Source organism: Amnibacterium sp. CER49, from assembly GCF_029846255.1.
Taxonomy (GTDB): Bacteria; Actinomycetota; Actinomycetes; order Actinomycetales; family Microbacteriaceae; genus Amnibacterium.
The window spans coordinates 673,834-688,714 of the sequence record NZ_JARVWQ010000001.1; the positions used below are offsets into that span (position 1 = coordinate 673,834).

General features: G+C 73.9%; 13 protein-coding genes. 7 read left to right on the forward strand and 6 right to left on the reverse strand.

The genetic code is table 11. From position 1 onward, the window contains the following. Nucleotides 1-75: 75 nt before the first annotated feature. The 4 genes from QDR37_RS03290 to QDR37_RS03305 all read left to right on the forward strand — a co-directional run bounded on the left by QDR37_RS03290 (nucleotide 76) and on the right by QDR37_RS03305 (nucleotide 4,121). Nucleotides 76-1,422, forward strand: coding sequence for an extracellular solute-binding protein (locus tag QDR37_RS03290; protein ID WP_279712128.1), 1,347 nt, complete (start codon nucleotides 76-78; stop codon nucleotides 1,420-1,422). A 79-nt stretch (nucleotides 1,423-1,501) separates the two neighbouring features. Continuing rightward, the gene (locus tag QDR37_RS03295; RefSeq protein WP_279712129.1) at nucleotides 1,502-2,377 is read left to right on the forward strand and encodes a sugar ABC transporter permease; all 876 of its coding nucleotides are present in this window, start codon (nucleotides 1,502-1,504) and stop codon (nucleotides 2,375-2,377) included. Then, entirely contained in the window at nucleotides 2,377-3,225 is an 849-nt protein-coding gene (locus QDR37_RS03300) for a carbohydrate ABC transporter permease (RefSeq protein WP_279712130.1), read from the forward strand. Before QDR37_RS03295 ends, QDR37_RS03300 begins: the two co-directional genes overlap by 1 nt. After that, on the forward strand, nucleotides 3,222-4,121 hold the full coding sequence (locus tag QDR37_RS03305) for a GNAT family N-acetyltransferase (protein WP_279712131.1): 900 nt from the start codon (nucleotides 3,222-3,224) through the stop codon (nucleotides 4,119-4,121). The genes QDR37_RS03300 and QDR37_RS03305 overlap by 4 nt, the downstream gene beginning before the upstream one ends. A gap of 15 nt (nucleotides 4,122-4,136) precedes the next feature. Here the strand turns inward: QDR37_RS03305 and QDR37_RS03310 are convergent, their stop codons facing one another. Beyond that, nucleotides 4,137-5,132, reverse strand: a complete 996-nt coding sequence (locus tag QDR37_RS03310; protein ID WP_279712133.1) for a stage II sporulation protein M — start codon at nucleotides 5,130-5,132, stop codon at nucleotides 4,137-4,139. Nucleotides 5,133-5,200: 68 nt separating this feature from the next. Here QDR37_RS03310 and QDR37_RS03315 point away from each other — a divergent pair, with 68 nt between their 5' ends. Further along, nucleotides 5,201-6,031: an RDD family protein gene (locus QDR37_RS03315; protein ID WP_279712135.1), complete on the forward strand. Its 831-nt coding sequence runs from the start codon at nucleotides 5,201-5,203 to the stop codon at nucleotides 6,029-6,031. 37 nt (nucleotides 6,032-6,068) lie between these two features. Continuing rightward, nucleotides 6,069-7,004 carry a phosphotransferase gene (locus QDR37_RS03320; RefSeq protein ID WP_279712136.1) on the forward strand — a complete coding sequence of 312 codons (936 nt, stop codon included), beginning with the start codon at nucleotides 6,069-6,071 and terminating at the stop codon, nucleotides 7,002-7,004. 91 nt (nucleotides 7,005-7,095) lie between these two features. On the opposite strand, the gene ahcY is transcribed toward QDR37_RS03320, so the two are convergent. Together ahcY and QDR37_RS03330 are read right to left on the reverse strand one after the other, a co-directional pair. Further along, the gene (ahcY, locus tag QDR37_RS03325) at nucleotides 7,096-8,598 is read right to left on the reverse strand and encodes an adenosylhomocysteinase (RefSeq protein ID WP_279712137.1); all 1,503 of its coding nucleotides are present in this window, start codon (nucleotides 8,596-8,598) and stop codon (nucleotides 7,096-7,098) included. Nucleotides 8,599-8,743: 145 nt separating this feature from the next. Next, nucleotides 8,744-9,007: a DUF3499 family protein gene (locus QDR37_RS03330; RefSeq protein WP_279712138.1), complete on the reverse strand. Its 264-nt coding sequence runs from the start codon at nucleotides 9,005-9,007 to the stop codon at nucleotides 8,744-8,746. A 74-nt stretch (nucleotides 9,008-9,081) separates the two neighbouring features. Between QDR37_RS03330 and QDR37_RS03335 the strand changes: the two genes are divergently transcribed. Then, nucleotides 9,082-9,522, forward strand: a complete 441-nt coding sequence (locus tag QDR37_RS03335) for a metallopeptidase family protein (protein WP_279712139.1) — start codon at nucleotides 9,082-9,084, stop codon at nucleotides 9,520-9,522. Nucleotides 9,523-9,687: 165 nt separating this feature from the next. Here the strand turns inward: QDR37_RS03335 and QDR37_RS03340 are convergent, their stop codons facing one another. The 3 genes from QDR37_RS03340 to QDR37_RS03350 all read right to left on the reverse strand — a co-directional run bounded on the left by QDR37_RS03340 (nucleotide 9,688) and on the right by QDR37_RS03350 (nucleotide 14,814). Continuing rightward, nucleotides 9,688-11,172 carry a DUF5719 family protein gene (locus tag QDR37_RS03340; RefSeq protein ID WP_279712140.1) on the reverse strand — a complete coding sequence of 495 codons (1,485 nt, stop codon included), beginning with the start codon at nucleotides 11,170-11,172 and terminating at the stop codon, nucleotides 9,688-9,690. Next, nucleotides 11,163-14,225, reverse strand: coding sequence for a glycosyltransferase family 2 protein (locus QDR37_RS03345; protein WP_279712141.1), 3,063 nt, complete (start codon nucleotides 14,223-14,225; stop codon nucleotides 11,163-11,165). Before QDR37_RS03345 ends, QDR37_RS03340 begins: the two co-directional genes overlap by 10 nt. 271 nt (nucleotides 14,226-14,496) lie before the next feature. Then, nucleotides 14,497-14,814: a WhiB family transcriptional regulator gene (locus tag QDR37_RS03350; RefSeq protein WP_279712143.1), complete on the reverse strand. Its 318-nt coding sequence runs from the start codon at nucleotides 14,812-14,814 to the stop codon at nucleotides 14,497-14,499. Nucleotides 14,815-14,881: the final 67 nt, after the last annotated feature.

The following is a 14,881-nucleotide window of genomic DNA, read 5'->3' on the forward strand; positions in this document are numbered from 1 at the left end:
CGCTCCTTTCGCGGCTGTTGCGATCGAGAACGCTCAGGATCCGGTCGAGGGTGACCGGGGGAAGCGAGGCACCTCATGCCCACCACCCGTCGGTTCCCGCTGCGGCTCGGCGCCGCGGCCGTCGCGCTCTCGCTGTCGGTGCTCGCCCTCACGGGCTGCGGCGCCGGCGGCAGCAGCGGCGGAGGGGCCGCCCCGGCGAAGGGCTACACGCCCGGCAGCCTCAGCAAGGCCTACAAGGGCCAGCAGATCACGGTGCTGCTGCCGCCCTGGGGGCAGCTGAAGCCCGCGCTCCTCGCGAAGTTCACGGCCGCCACGGGCGTCAAGGTCAAGATGCAGAGCCTCGCGTGGGACAGCATCCACGACAAGGTGGTCACGACCGAGGCAGCGGGCCAGGCGCCGGCCGACATCGTCGAGCTCGACTGGACCTGGGTGTCGCAGTTCGGCAAGGCCGGGTGGTACACGGACCTCAGCAAGTACCTCACGAAGCAGCAGATCAGCGACTCCATCGGCGCGGACGCGTTCGTGCAGGGCGGCAAGCAGATCGGCCTGCCCTACACGCTCGACTTCCGCGGCTCGACGGTCGACATGACGATGCTGAAGAAGGCCGGCATCAGCACGCCGCCGAAGAACTGGACCGAGCTCGTCTCCGACGCCGAAGCGGTGAAGTCGAAGGGCATCGTGAAGTACCCGATCGGCCTGCCGCTCGCGGTGCTCGAGGGCACCTCGACGCCCTGGTACGCGCTCACCCGCGCCTCGGGCGGCCAGATCCTGTCGAAGACCGGTGCGCCCGAGTTCGCGAACGGCCCCGCCGCGACCGACGCGCTCGCCCTGATCCACACGCTCTACTCGAAGCAGCTCGTCGACCCCGGCTCGATCGGCCTCTCCGACCAGCAGGTCGGCGACGCCTACGCGGGCGGCGCGAACGCCATCGTGCTCTCGACCGGTCCCGGCTCGCTCAGCCAGTTCCTCGACAAGGGCAAGAGCAAGATCGCCGGCGACGAGATCGTCTTCACGCACATCCCCGGCGAGAAGGACGACCAGGGCCCCACGGTCGGCCTCGAGGAGGCCCTCTCGATCCCGACGCAGTCGGCGCACAAGGAGGCCGCGGCGATGTTCATCACCTGGTGGATGAAGACGCCGCAGCTCGTCGCCGCGTACAAGGACCCCGACCTGGGCTCGATGCCGACCACGAAGGCGGGCCTCACAGCGCTGTCCGCGTCGCACGACCTGAAGTCCGCGGACACGATCCTGCCGATGGTCGGGACGATCCAGGCCGTCGTCCCCGGCGGCACGCCCACCTGGTACAGCAAGTTCAGCACCGCGGCCGCATCGACCATCCAGTCGGTCGCGCTCGGGCACACCACGCCGCAGGCGGGCATCTCGAGCCTGACCGCGCAGGCGAAGAAGATCGCCGCGCAGTAGCGGGACGGGGAGCCCTGTGACACTCCGTCCCGCCGCGGTGGCCGGCGCCCCTCGCGCGCGCCGGCCACCGCGCAGCGGCATGCAGCGACGGTCGGACCGGCTCGGCCTGCTGCTCGTCGCCCCCGCCGCGCTCGTCATCGTCGTGCTCGTGCTCGCGCCATCCGTGCAGAGCATCATCGGCAGCTTCCAGCGCTACTCGCTCGACGACCCGAGCCGCGCGTTCATCGGGGTCCGCAACTACCTCGAGGTGCTCACCGACACCGGGTTCGACCAGGCGCTGCTGAACACCGCCGGCTACTTCGTCGTGATCACCCTGTGCGCGTTCGTGTTCGGCCTCGTCATGGCGCTCTGGCTGCAGAGCCTCCGCGGCTGGGCCCGCGCCGCGGCGCTCACCGTCGTGATCCTGCCCTGGGCCGTGCCCGGCACCGTCTCGGGCGTGCTCTGGTCGTTCATCCTCCGTCCGACGGGCGCCGGACTGCTCAACTCGGTGCTGAGATCCCTCGGGCTGATCGACTCGTACCAGGCGTGGCTCAACATGCCGGTCGCCGGCATCGTCGCGATCGGGCTCACCGTCGCGTGGAGCGCGGTGCCGCTCGGCGTGATCGTGCTGCTCGCCGGGCTCGAGGGCATCCCGCAGGACATCTACGAGCAGAGCCTCGTCGACGGCGCCACCCGTATGAAGCAGTTCTTCACGATCACGCTGCCGCTGCTGCGGCCCGCGATCGCGATCGTGCTCCTGAACGCCGCCGTGCTCGCGATCGGGCTGTTCGACCAGGTCTACGTGCTCGTCGGTCTCGACCCGCTCAAGGTCACGATGACCGCGCAGATCTACCTCTACGCGTTCCGCGACTTCGGCTTCGGGCTCGGCTTCGCCGCATCCGTGATCGCGACGCTCGTCACGGCCGCGATCTCGGTCGTCTACCTGCGGGGCGTCTACCGCGAGGAGGAGTACTGATGCAGCGACGTCGGCTCGGCGCCGGATGGCGCACGGTGCAGATCGTCGTCGGGGTGCTCATCGTGCTCTGGTCGCTCGCGCCGCTCTACTGGGGCCTCGTGGTCAGCCTCTCGACGCCCGAGAGCATCCGCATCTACCCGGTCTCGATCCTCCCCGCCGCGATCTCGGGCGGGAACTTCGCGCGGCTGCTGAACGGCTCGGCCACGTCGGGCGCGTTCCTCGTCGCCGCCGGCAACTCGGTGATCCAGGCGGTCGGCTCGACCGTGCTCACGCTGCTGCTCGCGCTGCCGGCCGCCTACGCGTTCGCCCGGCTGCGGTTCCGGTTCGCGGGCGCGCTGCTCGCGATGATCACGCTGACGCTCGCGGTGCCGATCTACCTCGTGCTCATCCCCCTGTTCCAGTACGCCACGGCGATCGGGCAGGTGAACACGCAGCAGGCGGTGATCGTCGTGCTCGCCTCGGCGTCGCTGCCGCTCGCGATCTGGATCCTGCGCAGCCACATCGTCTCGCTGCCCGCCGACCTCGAGTCGGCCGCACGGGTCGACGGCGCCGGCACCGCCACCGTGCTCATCCGGATCATCGCGCCGCTCGTCGCGCCCGGGCTCGTCGCCGCCGCGGTGGTCGTGTTCCTCGCGAGCTGGGGCGCGTTCCTCATCCCGCTCGTGTACGGCGGCTCGGCCGATGTGCAGCCGCTCACCGTGCTCATCCCGACCTTCGCGAGCAAGTTCAGCAGCGACCTCGGGCTGCAGGCCGCGGCGGGCCTGCTCGCGGTCGTGCCGCCGGTCGCGCTCGTGATCGCGCTGCAGCGCCACCTGCTCTCCGGGCTGCTGAAGGGCGCGTCGCGGTGACGGTCGCCCTGCGCATCGCCATCGACGACGACCTGGCGGCCGCCGCCGACGTCGCGAGCCGCAGCCTCGACCTCGATCCGGAGGACTCGGCCGACCTGCCGGCCCTGCTGTGGGCGGACCAGCGCGGCGCGGAGCGGCTGCGGGTGATCGCCGAGGACGACGGCGAGCCGGTCGGGCTGCTGCTCGGCAGCCTGCAGGGCGACGACGCCCACCTCGACCTGCTCGCGGTGGTGCCCGAGGCGCGGCGCCGCGGGGTCGGCCGGGCGCTCGTCGACGCCTGGGAGGCGGCGGCTCGGGCCTCGGGCGCGCGCCGGCTGCGGGCCGGGGCGGACCTGCTCGGCTACGTGTGGCCCGGGGTCGACGTCCGCTACACCGCCGCGCTCTCCCTGCTGGTGCGACGCGGCTTCACCCGCACGGACGTCGTCTGGAACATGGACGTGGCGCTCGCGCCGGAGATCGCCCCGTCGCCCGAGCAGCTGCGCCGCGTCGAGGACGCGGGCATCGTGGTGCGCCGCTGCCTGCCCGGGGACGTGCCCGCGCTCGACGCCTACACCGCGGCCGCGTGGACGCCGTCGTGGCACCGGGAGACCCTGCTCGCCGCCGCCCGGTACCCCGCTCCCCTGTTCCTCGCCTTCCGCGGTGACGACGTGGTCGGCTTCGCGGCGCACGGCGTGTTCCGTCCGAACCTCTACGGGCCGATCGCCACGGATCCGACCGCCCGGGGCATCGGCCTCGGCGACGTGCTGTCACGGCTCTGCCTCGCCGACATGGCGGCGGACGGCGTGCGAACCGCGCAGATCGGCTGGGTCGCCGAGGACGCGATCCCCTTCTACTCCCGCACGGTCGGCGCGCGGCTGGGGCGCTGCTTCTGGATGCTCGAGCGGCCGCTCACCTGAGCCGGCCGGCGCCGATCAGTCGGCGAGGATGCGCCGGGCCCCCGCGCTGAACGGGTCGAGGTCGCCGGTCTCCCCCGCCCGCGCGGCCCGGCGCCCGACGACGAGCATGTAGACGAGGAACGCGGCGAGTGCGAGCGCGCCGATCCCGATCTTCACGGGCCACGGCAGCGGCGACGGCGTGACGAAGCCCTCGATGATCCCGGAGACGAAGAGGCTCAACGTGAGCCCGATGGCGACGATGAAGAGGGAGCGTCCGTCCTCGGCGAGCGCCTGCGCGCGGGTGCGGGCACCCGGGGCGATCCACGACCAGAAGATGCGCATGCCGGCGGCCCCGGCGACGAACACGCTCGTCAGCTCGAGCAGGCCGTGCGGCGCGATGTAGAGGAAGAACGTGTCGCCACGGCCGTAGGCGAAGAGGATGCCGCCCGTGATGCCGATGTTCTGCGCGTTCTGCAGCAGCAGGTACGGCACGTAGACGCCCACGATGCCGAAGGCGATGCACTGCGCCGCGATGAAGGCGTTGTTCGTCCAGACCTGGCTCGTGAACGACGCCGCGGGGTTACGGCTGTAGTAGTCGACGAAGTCGTGGTTCACGAGCTGCTTCAGGTCGTTGTTCCGCCCCAGTGCGGCGAGCACCTGCGGGTCGTTCGCTGCCCACAGCCCGTAGGCGAGCGCGACGACCGCGCTCGCAGCGGCAGCGCCGAGCGTCCACCAGCGCAGCCGGTAGAGCGCCGCTGGCAGCTGCGCCAGGAAGAAGCGCGGCAGCTGGCTCAGCAGGTTCGCGCCGGTGCCGGTGAAGCGCATCCGCGCGCGGGACAGCGTGACCGAGAGCCGGTCGGCGAGCGGCACCGCGCCTGCCGTGGTCGTGATCGCGGAGAGGTCGGCGGCGGCGTCCTGGTAGCGGAGGATCAGCTCGTCGCTGCCGCGGCCGTCCATGCGGCGGTGCCGCGACAGCTGCTCGAGGCGCTGCCACTCGCCCTGCCGGGCCGCGCGCAGCGCGTCGAGATCCACGGCACGGAGCCTACGGTCCAGCGCGGCCGCTCGACACGGCGCACGCCGCCCGGCAGGCTGGTGCCCCCATGTCGAACGCGAACCCGACCGAGCTCGGCATCGTCACCGGCGAGGCGGTGGCTCTCGAGGTGCGTCCGACGAGCTTCGTGCTCCGCGCGGCCGGTGCCCTGATCGACCTCGTCGCCGAGGCCGCACTCTTCCTCGCCCTCATCTACGGCATCGTGCAGCTGAGCCGGATCGCGGGCGCGGACGACGCGATCTCGCGCGCGCTCGTCATCGTCGACGTGGTCGTCTCGTTCGTGCTCGCCCCCACCCTGCTCGAGACCGCGACCCGCGGCCGTTCGCTCGGCAAGCTCGCGGTCGGCGCGCGCGTGGTGCGCGACGACGGCGGCAGCATCGCGCTGCGGCACGCGTTCGTGCGGGCGCTCGCGGGCGTGGTCGAGATCGTCTTCACGCTCGGCAGCCTCGCCGCCATCGTCGGCCTGCTGAACCGGCGGGCGAAGCGGCTCGGCGACCTGCTCGCCGGCACGGTCAGCCAGCACGAGCGGGTGCCGAACCCGCCGAGCAACGCGATCGCCGTGCCGCCGCAGCTCGCCGAGTGGGCGTCGATCGCGGACGTCGCCCGGCTGCCCGATCCGCTCGCCCGCCGCGTCGCCGCGTTCCTCGCCCAGGCGCCGCGGATGGTGCCGGCGAGCCGCGCCCGACTCGCGGCCGGGCTCGCGGACGAGGTCGCGCCGTTCGTCGCGCCGGCGGTCGAGACGGCTCCCGAGCTGCTGCTCGCCGCCGTGGGCGCGATCCGCCGCGAGCGCGAGTACCGGGCGCTGACGCTCGAGCACGAGCGTTTCGCCGACCTCGAGCAGTCGCTGACGGCGAACCCGCACGGCTTCCCCGACCGCTGAGCCGATCGTCCTGCACACGCGTCGGCAGGATGGACGGATGGACGCCGAGCGGGAGCTCGCCCTGCGGGCGCTGCAGCAGTACGACCTCGTTCCGCGCCGGGTCACCCTGGCCGCGCGGTCCTTCAACACGGTCTTCCGCGTGAGCACCGACTCAGGCGCGTACTCCCTCAGGGTCGCGGCCCCGCTGCAGATGCACGGCGAGCGCACCCTGCGGGCCGAGGGCGACTGGCTTCGCCGGTTGCGCGCCAGCGGCGTGACCGTCCCCGCACTGCACCGCAACCGCGCCGGAGCCGACGGCACCGAGGTCGCCATGGCGGACGGAACGCTCCGCACCTGCGCCCTCTTCGACTGGATCCCGGGCCGCCTGCTGCGCACCCGCCTCAGCGCCCGATCCGCAGCAGCACTCGGAGCGCTCAGCGCGCGCCTGCACGACGGAGCAGCGGAAGCGCGGCCGCCCGAAGGGGTGCTGGTCGCCGACCGCGTCCTCTACTGGCGCCTGCCCGATCGTGTCTCGGCCCTCCCGGGCGGCGAGGTCTTCGCCGAGGCGCTGCAGGTGTCGCAACACGCGCTGGACCGGTCATGGGCCGCTGCACCGCATGCGCCGCACCTGCTCCACGGCGACCTCACGCCGGCGAACACGATCGTGAGCCGTGGGGGCGGCCTGGTGCCGATCGACTTCCAGGACCTCGTCGTCGGTCTCGACGTGCAGGACCTCTCCTTCACGCTCGCCGCGCTGCGCCGGATCCCGGAGGCCGACCGACTCGAGGAGGCCTTCCGGGCCGGGTACCGCACGCAGCGCCCATGGCCCGACCTGCCGGAGCCGCTGCTCGACGCTCTGCTCGTGGCACGTGCGCTGAACCAGATCAACCTGACCGTCGCGTTGCACGGCGTCGAGGCGCTCGGCGACTACCTGGCCCAGCACGCCGAGCGGCTCCGCGCCTGGCTGCGGCGCCCGGACACGCACCGCGCGTAGGTGATCCGTCCTCGTGTAGGTGCAGAAGCCGGTTCTGCACCTACACGAGCGCGAATTACCTACACGCGGTGCCGGGCCGGTCGCGTGGGGATCAGTAGCGGTAGGTGTCCGGCTTGTACGGGCCGTCGGGGTCGACGCCGATGTACTCGGCCTGCTGCGGCGTGAGGCGGGTGAGCCTCGCGTTGAGCGCCGGCAGGTGCAGGCGTGCCACCTCCTCGTCGAGCACCTTGGGCAGCACGGCGACGCCGACCGGGTAGGCCTCGGGCGAGGTCCAGAGCTCGAGCTGGGCGAGCACCTGGTTCGTGAAGCTCATCGACATGACGAACGACGGGTGACCGGTCGCGTTGCCGAGGTTGAGCAGCCGGCCCTCGGAGAGCACGAGCACGCTTCGGCCGGTGGGGAGGCGCCACTCGTGCACCTGCGGCTTGATCTGCACGCGCTCGGCGCCCTCGAGCGCCTCGAGGCCCGCCATGTCGATCTCGGTGTCGAAGTGACCGACGTTGCCGACGATCGCGAGGTGCTTCAGCCCGACCAGGTGGTCGACGGTGACGACGTCGGTGTTGCCGGTCGTCGTGATGAGGATGTCGACCTGGTCGAGCACCTCCTCGAGCGGCACGACCTGGTAGCCGTCCATCGCCGCCTGCAGCGCGGTGATGGGGTCGATCTCGCCGATGAGCACGCGGGCGCCCTGACCGCGGAGCGCCTCGGCGGCGCCCTTGCCGACATCGCCGTAGCCGGCGACGAAGGCCGTCTTGCCGCCGATCAGCACGTCGGTGGCGCGGTTGATGCCGTCGATCAGGGAGTGACGGATGCCGTACCGGTTGTCGAACTTGCTCTTCGTGACGGCGTCGTTCACGTTGATCGCCGGGAACAGCAGGATGCCCTCGCGGTCGAACTGGTGGAGCCGGTGGACGCCGGTGGTGGTCTCCTCGGAGACGCCGCGGATGCCGGCGGCGATGCGCTGCCAGCGCTCCGGGTCGAGCTCGAGGGAGCGGCGCAGCAGGTCGAGCACGACGCGCCACTCGGCGCTGTCGCCGTCGCGGTTGCCGGGCACCTCGCCGGCGCGCTCGTACTCGACGCCCTTGTGGACGAGGAGCGAGGCGTCGCCGCCGTCGTCGAGGATCATCGTCGGCCCCGACCAGTCGCCGCCCTCGGCGCGCGCCTCACCGGTCCAGTCGAAGATGCGCTCGGCGCACTCCCAGTACTCCTCGATCGTCTCGCCCTTCCAGGCGAAGACCGGTACGCCGCGAGGCTGAGCGGGGGTGCCGCCAGGGCCGACGACCACCGCCGCGGCGGCCTCGTCCTGCGTGGAGAAGATGTTGCAGCTCGCCCAGCGCACCCGCGCGCCGAGGGCGACGAGGGTCTCGATGAGCACCGCGGTCTGCACCGTCATGTGCAGCGAGCCGGCGATGCGGGCGCCGTCGAGCGGCCTGGTCGCGGCGTAGCGCTCGCGGAGGGCCATCAGGCCGGGCATCTCCTGCTCGGCGAGGCGGATCTGGTGTCGGCCGGCCTCGGCGAGCTCGAGGTCGGCGACCCGGAACTCGAGGCTCGGACTGTCGGGCTCCGTATCGACGGAGGACTCGAGAAGACTCATCCCTCCAGTGTTCCAGACGCTCCGACAGCCCTGGCGCCTGACCGAACGACGGAGTGCTTGCGCGCGAGGAGCCGGATGCCTCACGCCGGAGCTGCGGCGGGACCGGATCTCCGTCGATCGGTCAGCGAACCGGCGCTCGGGCGGGTCAGAGGCCGAAGAGCGTGCCCCGGCTGCGCTCGGGCTCCGGTTGCGGCTCCTCGTCCGGCTCCGGCTCGCTGATGCGCACCACGGACCAGCCCTGCGGCACGGAGAGCCGCGCGGCGTGGTCGGCGCAGAGGTCGTAGCTGTGCGGCTCGGCCTTGAGGCTCAGGGGTCCGAGCACGGCCATGGAGTCCGCGTACACGTACGTCAGCGTCGCGACGGCCGGCTCGTGACAGGTGACGCGGGAGCAGGACCGTTTGGTCGTCATGACGCGGGAGGGTACGCGTGCCCTCCCGGGATGGGGGCGGTGCGCTCGGCGCGTCGGCGGGTACCATCCCCGGCATGGCCCGGTCACGACGCGTGTCCACCCCGCCGTCGGCCCGTGGCGGCTACCGCAACCGGCACGGCCGGGGCCTGCGCTCGTCGGTGACGGGTCCGCACCTGCCGGTGCTGCGCACCCGCGCGGAGACCTTCGAAGGCATCGTGGCCGAGACGGCGGACTACCTGCGCGGGCAGTTCCCCGAGGAGCTCGCCGACGTCTCGTTCGAGATCGCCGGCATCCCCCGCTCGGTCACCTCCAGCGGGCTCGACCGCTGGTGGGTCGACGCCGGAGCCCGCCGGGTCGTGCTCTACCGACTGCCGATCGAGCGGCTGCAGCACCTGCACGCCGACGACGAGGCGCACCAGCGCATGCACGTCGAGGGCTACGTGTTCAAGGCCGTCGCCGAGCTGCTCGGCAAGGACCCCTGGGACCTCGCGCCCGACCGGTACCACCACTTCTAGCACCCGAGGCATGCGGCGGCCGGCATGCGCGCCGCTCCCCCGGCGCTCGCCGCCCGGTCGCGGATCCGGAGTTCCTCGCCGACACGCCGCGCGCAGCCGCGTCACCGCGGCGTGTCGCAGCAGAACTCCGGATCCGCGGGAGGAATCCGGACCCGCGAACCTCGCTCAGTGGGTGACGCGGACCGGGTGGGCGGCCTGGTCGGCGGGCGCGACCGGGTAGGTCGCGAGGCCCTCGCCGCCGCTGTACGCGATCGCGGCGGTCAGTCCCGTGGCGCGAGTGAGCGTGAGCATGCCGGCGGCGACATCCGTCGCGGCGGTGCCGTGCGCCGGCACCGAGACGGTGGTGGCGCTGCCGCCCGCGGCCGCCACCTGCACCTGCAGCGCGGCGGCGGTCGGGTTCGCGAGCACGAGCTTCGGCGACGGCCCCCGGGCGACGGCGACCGCGGCCGAGGCACCGAGCGGCCGCGCCGCCGCGATCCAGGCGAAGTCGATGCCCCGCGCCGTCGAGGTGGTGGTGCCCGAACCGCCGGTGCCGATGCTGCCCGCGGTCTCGGTGCTGCCCGTCGCGGTGGTGTCGGTGGTCGACCCGCCCGCGTTCTGCACGACCGAGATGCGGGCGCCGGCCACGACCGGCACCGAGCTCGTCACGGCGACGCTCCAGACGCCGTCGCCGATGCCGGCGAGCGGCACGTCGGTCACGGCACCCGCGCTCACGTGCTTCGTGAGGGTACGGGCCGTGCCGCCGTCCGCCCCGGTGACGCGGAGCACGACGTCGCCGCCGGAGCGGCCGGGCGCGAGCAGGCGGACGACCGGCACGAGGTCGGCCGTGTCAGGGCCTCCCGAGGCGGAGGCGACGGCCGCGGAGTCGACGATCCTGATCCCGGGGATGGTCTGCGCGGTGGCGGGGGCGACGGTCGGGCCGGCGAGGTCGACGCCGCCCGACTCGAGGCCCCGCACAGTGCGCTGCTCGAGCGCCGCGCCGACCTGACCGCCGGTGCTCGTCACCTCGACCGCGGTGGCGGCGGCGTTCGTCACGACGCCGGACAGCGAGAGCGCCTGCCGGCTGCGCGGCGGCAGCGTCACCTGCGAGGGCTCGGCGGCCGGCCCGTGGTCGGTCCAGATGCGGACGGCGACCTGGGCGGTCACGCCGCTCGCGTTCGCGAGGGTGAGCACGGTCGTGCGCCCGGTGGTCGTCGCACCGGCGACGAGCCACAGGTCGTTGCCCGGCACGACGCAGCCGGTCGCGGCGAGCCCGGCGACGTCCCCGTCGGCGCCGCTCTGCGACTGCGCTGCGGCGATCGCCCCGTTCCTCCCCGCCGCGGCGGGAGCCGTGAGCAGGCGCGCGGCGGTGCCCTTGCCGCCGGACACGTTGCCGCGCGCGAGCGTCGTCAGGGCGACGGACGCGGAGCCCGACGTGCCCTGCACCCGCTCCGGTGAGGCGGACGCCGAGAGGTCCGCGGCTGCGTGGCCGGGCGCGCCGACGGCGATGGTCGCGCCGGGGCAGACGAGCCGCTGACCCGCGGACGACGGGGTCGCCACCGCGACGTGGGGCTCGAGCCCGACCGCGGGCAGCTGCGCGACGAGGGCCGCAGCCACGACTCCCGCGGTCACGATGCCGGCCGCGCTGAGCACGCGCAGTCTCACTGCCATGCGGCCACCTCCTCGCGCACGTCCTCAGGCTCGGCGGCCTGCGCCGGGCCGAGGAGCTCGCGCGCCATGGCCTGCTCGGGCGTGACGGGCCGGTGGGCGGCGGCCGCGTGCGTGTTGGCCACATCGGCGACCGGGGCGCGCAGCGGTGGTGCCGGGCGCACCCGGCCGGCGAGGCGGCCGGTCGGCAGCGCGAGCAGCAGCATGAGCCCGAGCACCGAGCCCTGCACGACGAGCACGAGCAGCCCGAGCGGGGTGGCGGTGTTCCGCGGCGCGGCCGCGTCGAGCGTGCGACCGGCGGCCTCGGGCAGGTCGACGTAGCGGTAGAGCGTGCCCGCGGACGACGTGGAGACCGCACTGAAGAGCGGGTCGCTGCCGAGCGCCGCCCCGGCGTCGAGGGCGGCCTGCCGGCTGCCGGGGTCAGCGGCGCCGGGCGTGAGCAGCACGTACCCGATCTCGAGCGCGTCGAGCGGCGGGCGCAGGTCGTCGCCCGTCGGCTGCACCAGGGCGGCCGAGAGCGAGGCGAGGGTGCTGCCCTCGCCGAAGTCGGCGGTGGTCGCGAGGGTCGAGAGCTGCTCGAGCGTGCGGCCGGCCCCCCGGCTCAGCTGCTCGCGGACCCCGCCGTCCGGCTGCGGCGTGAGCGTGAGCAGACCGAGGCCGGGCCGGTCGGCCGCCTCGGCCGCGACGATCGCCGGCACGGTCGCCTGGCCGCTCGCCTGCACGGAGGCCGCACCGAGCACCTGCGCGAGCAGCAGCGGGCTGCCCGCGACGAGCACGGCGGCGACAGCGGTGAGGCCGACGATCGCGGTACCGAGCGTGCGGAGCCGCGACATCGCACGGGCGGTCCGCGCGCCGCCCGGGAGCGCCCCTGCGGCCGCGAGGCGGTCGAGCCCGCAGACGGCGGCCTCGAGCACGCCGAGCCAGGCGATGGAGAGCCCGGCACCCGCCCAGGCCGCCACGGGCGTGGCGCCGTCGGCGACGACGTCGAGCCGGGTGGCGAGCGCCGCGGCGATCAGCCCGCCGACACCGGCGATGCCGACGCGGATGGGCATGCTGCGCCGCGGCCAGACGATGCCCACGGCGGCGAGCACGAGCAGCGGCACCGAGAGCGCGAGCACGAGCAGCGCGGACGCGGAGGCGCCGAGGCCGAGTGGCAGCGCGAGGGAGCGCCACGCGCTCTCGAGCCAGACGGGCCAGCCCGCGATGAGCTGCAGCACGGTCGCGAGGCCGTCGGGCAGACCGAGCAGGTGCGCGCGGGGCGATGCGGCAGGCACCGGACCCGGGTCCGCGAGCACGCCGAGGAGGCTGCCGTGCTTCAGCTGCTCCGCGATGAGCGGCAGGATCAGCACGACGGTCGGCAGCGGCAGCGGGATCACGCGGGCGAGCCGGGAACGGGCGTCCGGGGTCGGCCGGAGGGCGGCGACGACGAGCGCCGCGATCCAGCACCCGGCGAGCACGGGCAGCAGCGAGGGCGAGCACGCCGCGAGCAGGGCGCCGAGCAGCGCGAGCGTGGCGGAGGCCGACCACGACCGCCGCACGGAGAACGCGGCGAGCAGCGCGAAGGGCGCGACGAGATGCACGAGCACCGCGGGGAGCCGGCCCGCGTCCATGGCCGCGAGGAAGGTCGGCGCCGCCGCCCAGAGCAGGCCGCCGACGATCCGCAGGCTGCGCCGGCGCGTGAAGCGGGTCGCGGCGAGCCAGCCGCCCGCTGCCGCGACGGGCAGCGCGAGGAACCAGACGAGCACCACCGCGGTCGACGGATGCCAGAAGGTGAGCGTGCCGAGCACGGCCAGCACCAGCGCGAAGGGGTCGGCCGGCCCGCTGAAGCCCTGCCCGAGTGGATGCCCGCCCCAGCCGATCGATCCCCAGAGCGAGCCGAGGTCGCCGAGCGGCAGCAGGCCGCCACCGGCGAGCGCGGGAGCGCCGAGCAGCGGCAGGTGCAGGGCCACCGAGATCGCGGCCACCGCGAGCGTCAGCGCGAGACCTCCCCCGGCGAGGAAGCGCACCGGCTCGCGGCGCCGGGCGCGGCCGTTCTCGCGGAGCAGCCCGCGTCGTCGGCGCACCTCCCGCCACGGCTGGCGCAGCGGCGCGATCGACGACCAGCCGGTGCTGCGGGTCCGGGCGATCCGCCCGCGAGCCCGGATCACTCCCGGGAAGCAGGTGGCGAAGACGAGCAGCGCCGCCATGAGCTCGGCGGGTGCCGAGCCCGGCTCCTTGCGGAGCAGCTGCCCGATGGCGCGGGCGACCCCGAGGGGCAGGATCGTGAGCCAGTGCAGCGGCACGGCCGGCAGCGGCGCATAGACGAGCCGACGGTGCAGCTGCGCCTCGCGACGGAGACGGACCCGGCGCGGCTCGGTGGTCGAGGCGCCGAGCAAACGCGTGCCGGGCGCGTCGATGCCGGCGGAGAGCACCCGCGCGGCGGGCACGAGCTGCACCCGGTGGCCGGCGAGGCGGGCGCGGACGCAGAGGTCGAGCGCGTCGTCGAGCGCGGGCAGCGACGGGTCGAACCCCCCGAGCTCACGCCAGACCGGCTCCTTCACGAGCATGCCGCCGGCGGCGACGGCGAGCACGTCGCTCTGCCGGTCGTACTGCGCCTGGTCGAGCTCGGGCTCCGCGAGCTCGACCGCGGTGCCCCAGGGCGTCATCGTCTCGCCGTAGGAGTGCAGGTAGTCGGGCGCGTCCCACTGCATCTGCTTCGGGCCGGCGATCGCGACCGACGGCGCGAGCTCGACGGCCTGCAGGAGCCGTTCGAGCGCGTCGGGCGCGGGTGCGTTGTCGCTCGCGAGCAGCCAGAGCCACTGGTCGTCGCCCGCCTCGAGGCCGGCGGCGCGCACGCCGCGCGCGACGGCGAGGCCGAAGCCTGCGCGCGGCCCGACGTGGGCGTGGACGGTGGGCTCGATCGCCGCGATGATGCTCGTCGTGACCGGGCTGCTCCCGAGCTGCACGACGACGAAGCGGTCGGGCAGCCGGGTCTGCAGCGTGATCGCGTCGAGGGTGTCGCGGAGGTACTCCGCCCCATCGGCCGCGACGAGGATCGCGGTGACAGAGGTCGGCACCGCACCACGCTAGGCGCGGGCACCCCCCGGACGGGCGGCGACCCGCCGAGCAGGCCCGCAATACCCCTCGGTCGCCCGCGTGTCGCGCCGACGCCGGCGCCGCACGAGGCAGCAGCTCAGCCCTCAGCGCGCCGAAGGCGCTGCCCGGTCGTCGCCCGGCTCCATGCGCTCCTTATATAGAGGAGCGATACAGCGCGGCGCCCGAGAACGAGGAAGGCCGCGGACCCCTCATCGGGTCCGCGGCCTTTCCGCGTCGTTCTTGCGACGGGCCTCAGGAGACCCGGCGGAGCTTCCGGCGCTCGCGCTCGCTGAGGCCACCCCAGATGCCGAAGCGCTCATCGTTCTGCAGCGCGTACTCGAGGCACTGCGCCCGCACCTCGCACGAGCTGCAGATGCGCTTCGCCTCGCGCGTCGAGCCGCCCTTCTCCGGGAAGAACGCCTCGGGGTCCGTCTGCGCGCAGAGGGAATCTGCCTGCCAGGCCAGCGGGTCGTCGTCCTCGGTGACGCGACGGACGCTTGGAACACCCAGGTTGATCGGGTCGACGAACCAGTCGCCAGGAACCGAAGTCTGGAAGGGGGAAACGGTCATGACTGATCGTCCTCTCTACCGCTTCGAAGCCCCGCGCTCCGAAAGCGTGGGAGCAATTACACACATG

What these genes read in the sequence shown, in the direction of transcription:
- QDR37_RS03315 (WP_279712135.1), top strand. Translation starts at nt 5,201, where the DNA reads ATGTCGAACGCGAACCCGACCGAGCTCGGCATCGTCACCGGCGAGGCG.
- QDR37_RS03350 (WP_279712143.1), bottom strand. Translation starts at nt 14,814, where the DNA reads ATGACCGTTTCCCCCTTCCAGACTTCGGTTCCTGGCGACTGGTTCGTC.
- QDR37_RS03335 (WP_279712139.1), top strand. Translation starts at nt 9,082, where the DNA reads ATGGCCCGGTCACGACGCGTGTCCACCCCGCCGTCGGCCCGTGGCGGC.
- QDR37_RS03330 (WP_279712138.1), bottom strand. Translation starts at nt 9,007, where the DNA reads ATGACGACCAAACGGTCCTGCTCCCGCGTCACCTGTCACGAGCCGGCC.
- ahcY (WP_279712137.1), bottom strand. Translation starts at nt 8,598, where the DNA reads ATGAGTCTTCTCGAGTCCTCCGTCGATACGGAGCCCGACAGTCCGAGC.
- QDR37_RS03290 (WP_279712128.1), top strand. Translation starts at nt 76, where the DNA reads ATGCCCACCACCCGTCGGTTCCCGCTGCGGCTCGGCGCCGCGGCCGTC.
- QDR37_RS03300 (WP_279712130.1), top strand. Translation starts at nt 2,377, where the DNA reads ATGCAGCGACGTCGGCTCGGCGCCGGATGGCGCACGGTGCAGATCGTC.
- QDR37_RS03295 (WP_279712129.1), top strand. Translation starts at nt 1,502, where the DNA reads ATGCAGCGACGGTCGGACCGGCTCGGCCTGCTGCTCGTCGCCCCCGCC.
- QDR37_RS03340 (WP_279712140.1), bottom strand. Translation starts at nt 11,172, where the DNA reads ATGGCAGTGAGACTGCGCGTGCTCAGCGCGGCCGGCATCGTGACCGCG.
- QDR37_RS03320 (WP_279712136.1), top strand. Translation starts at nt 6,069, where the DNA reads ATGGACGCCGAGCGGGAGCTCGCCCTGCGGGCGCTGCAGCAGTACGAC.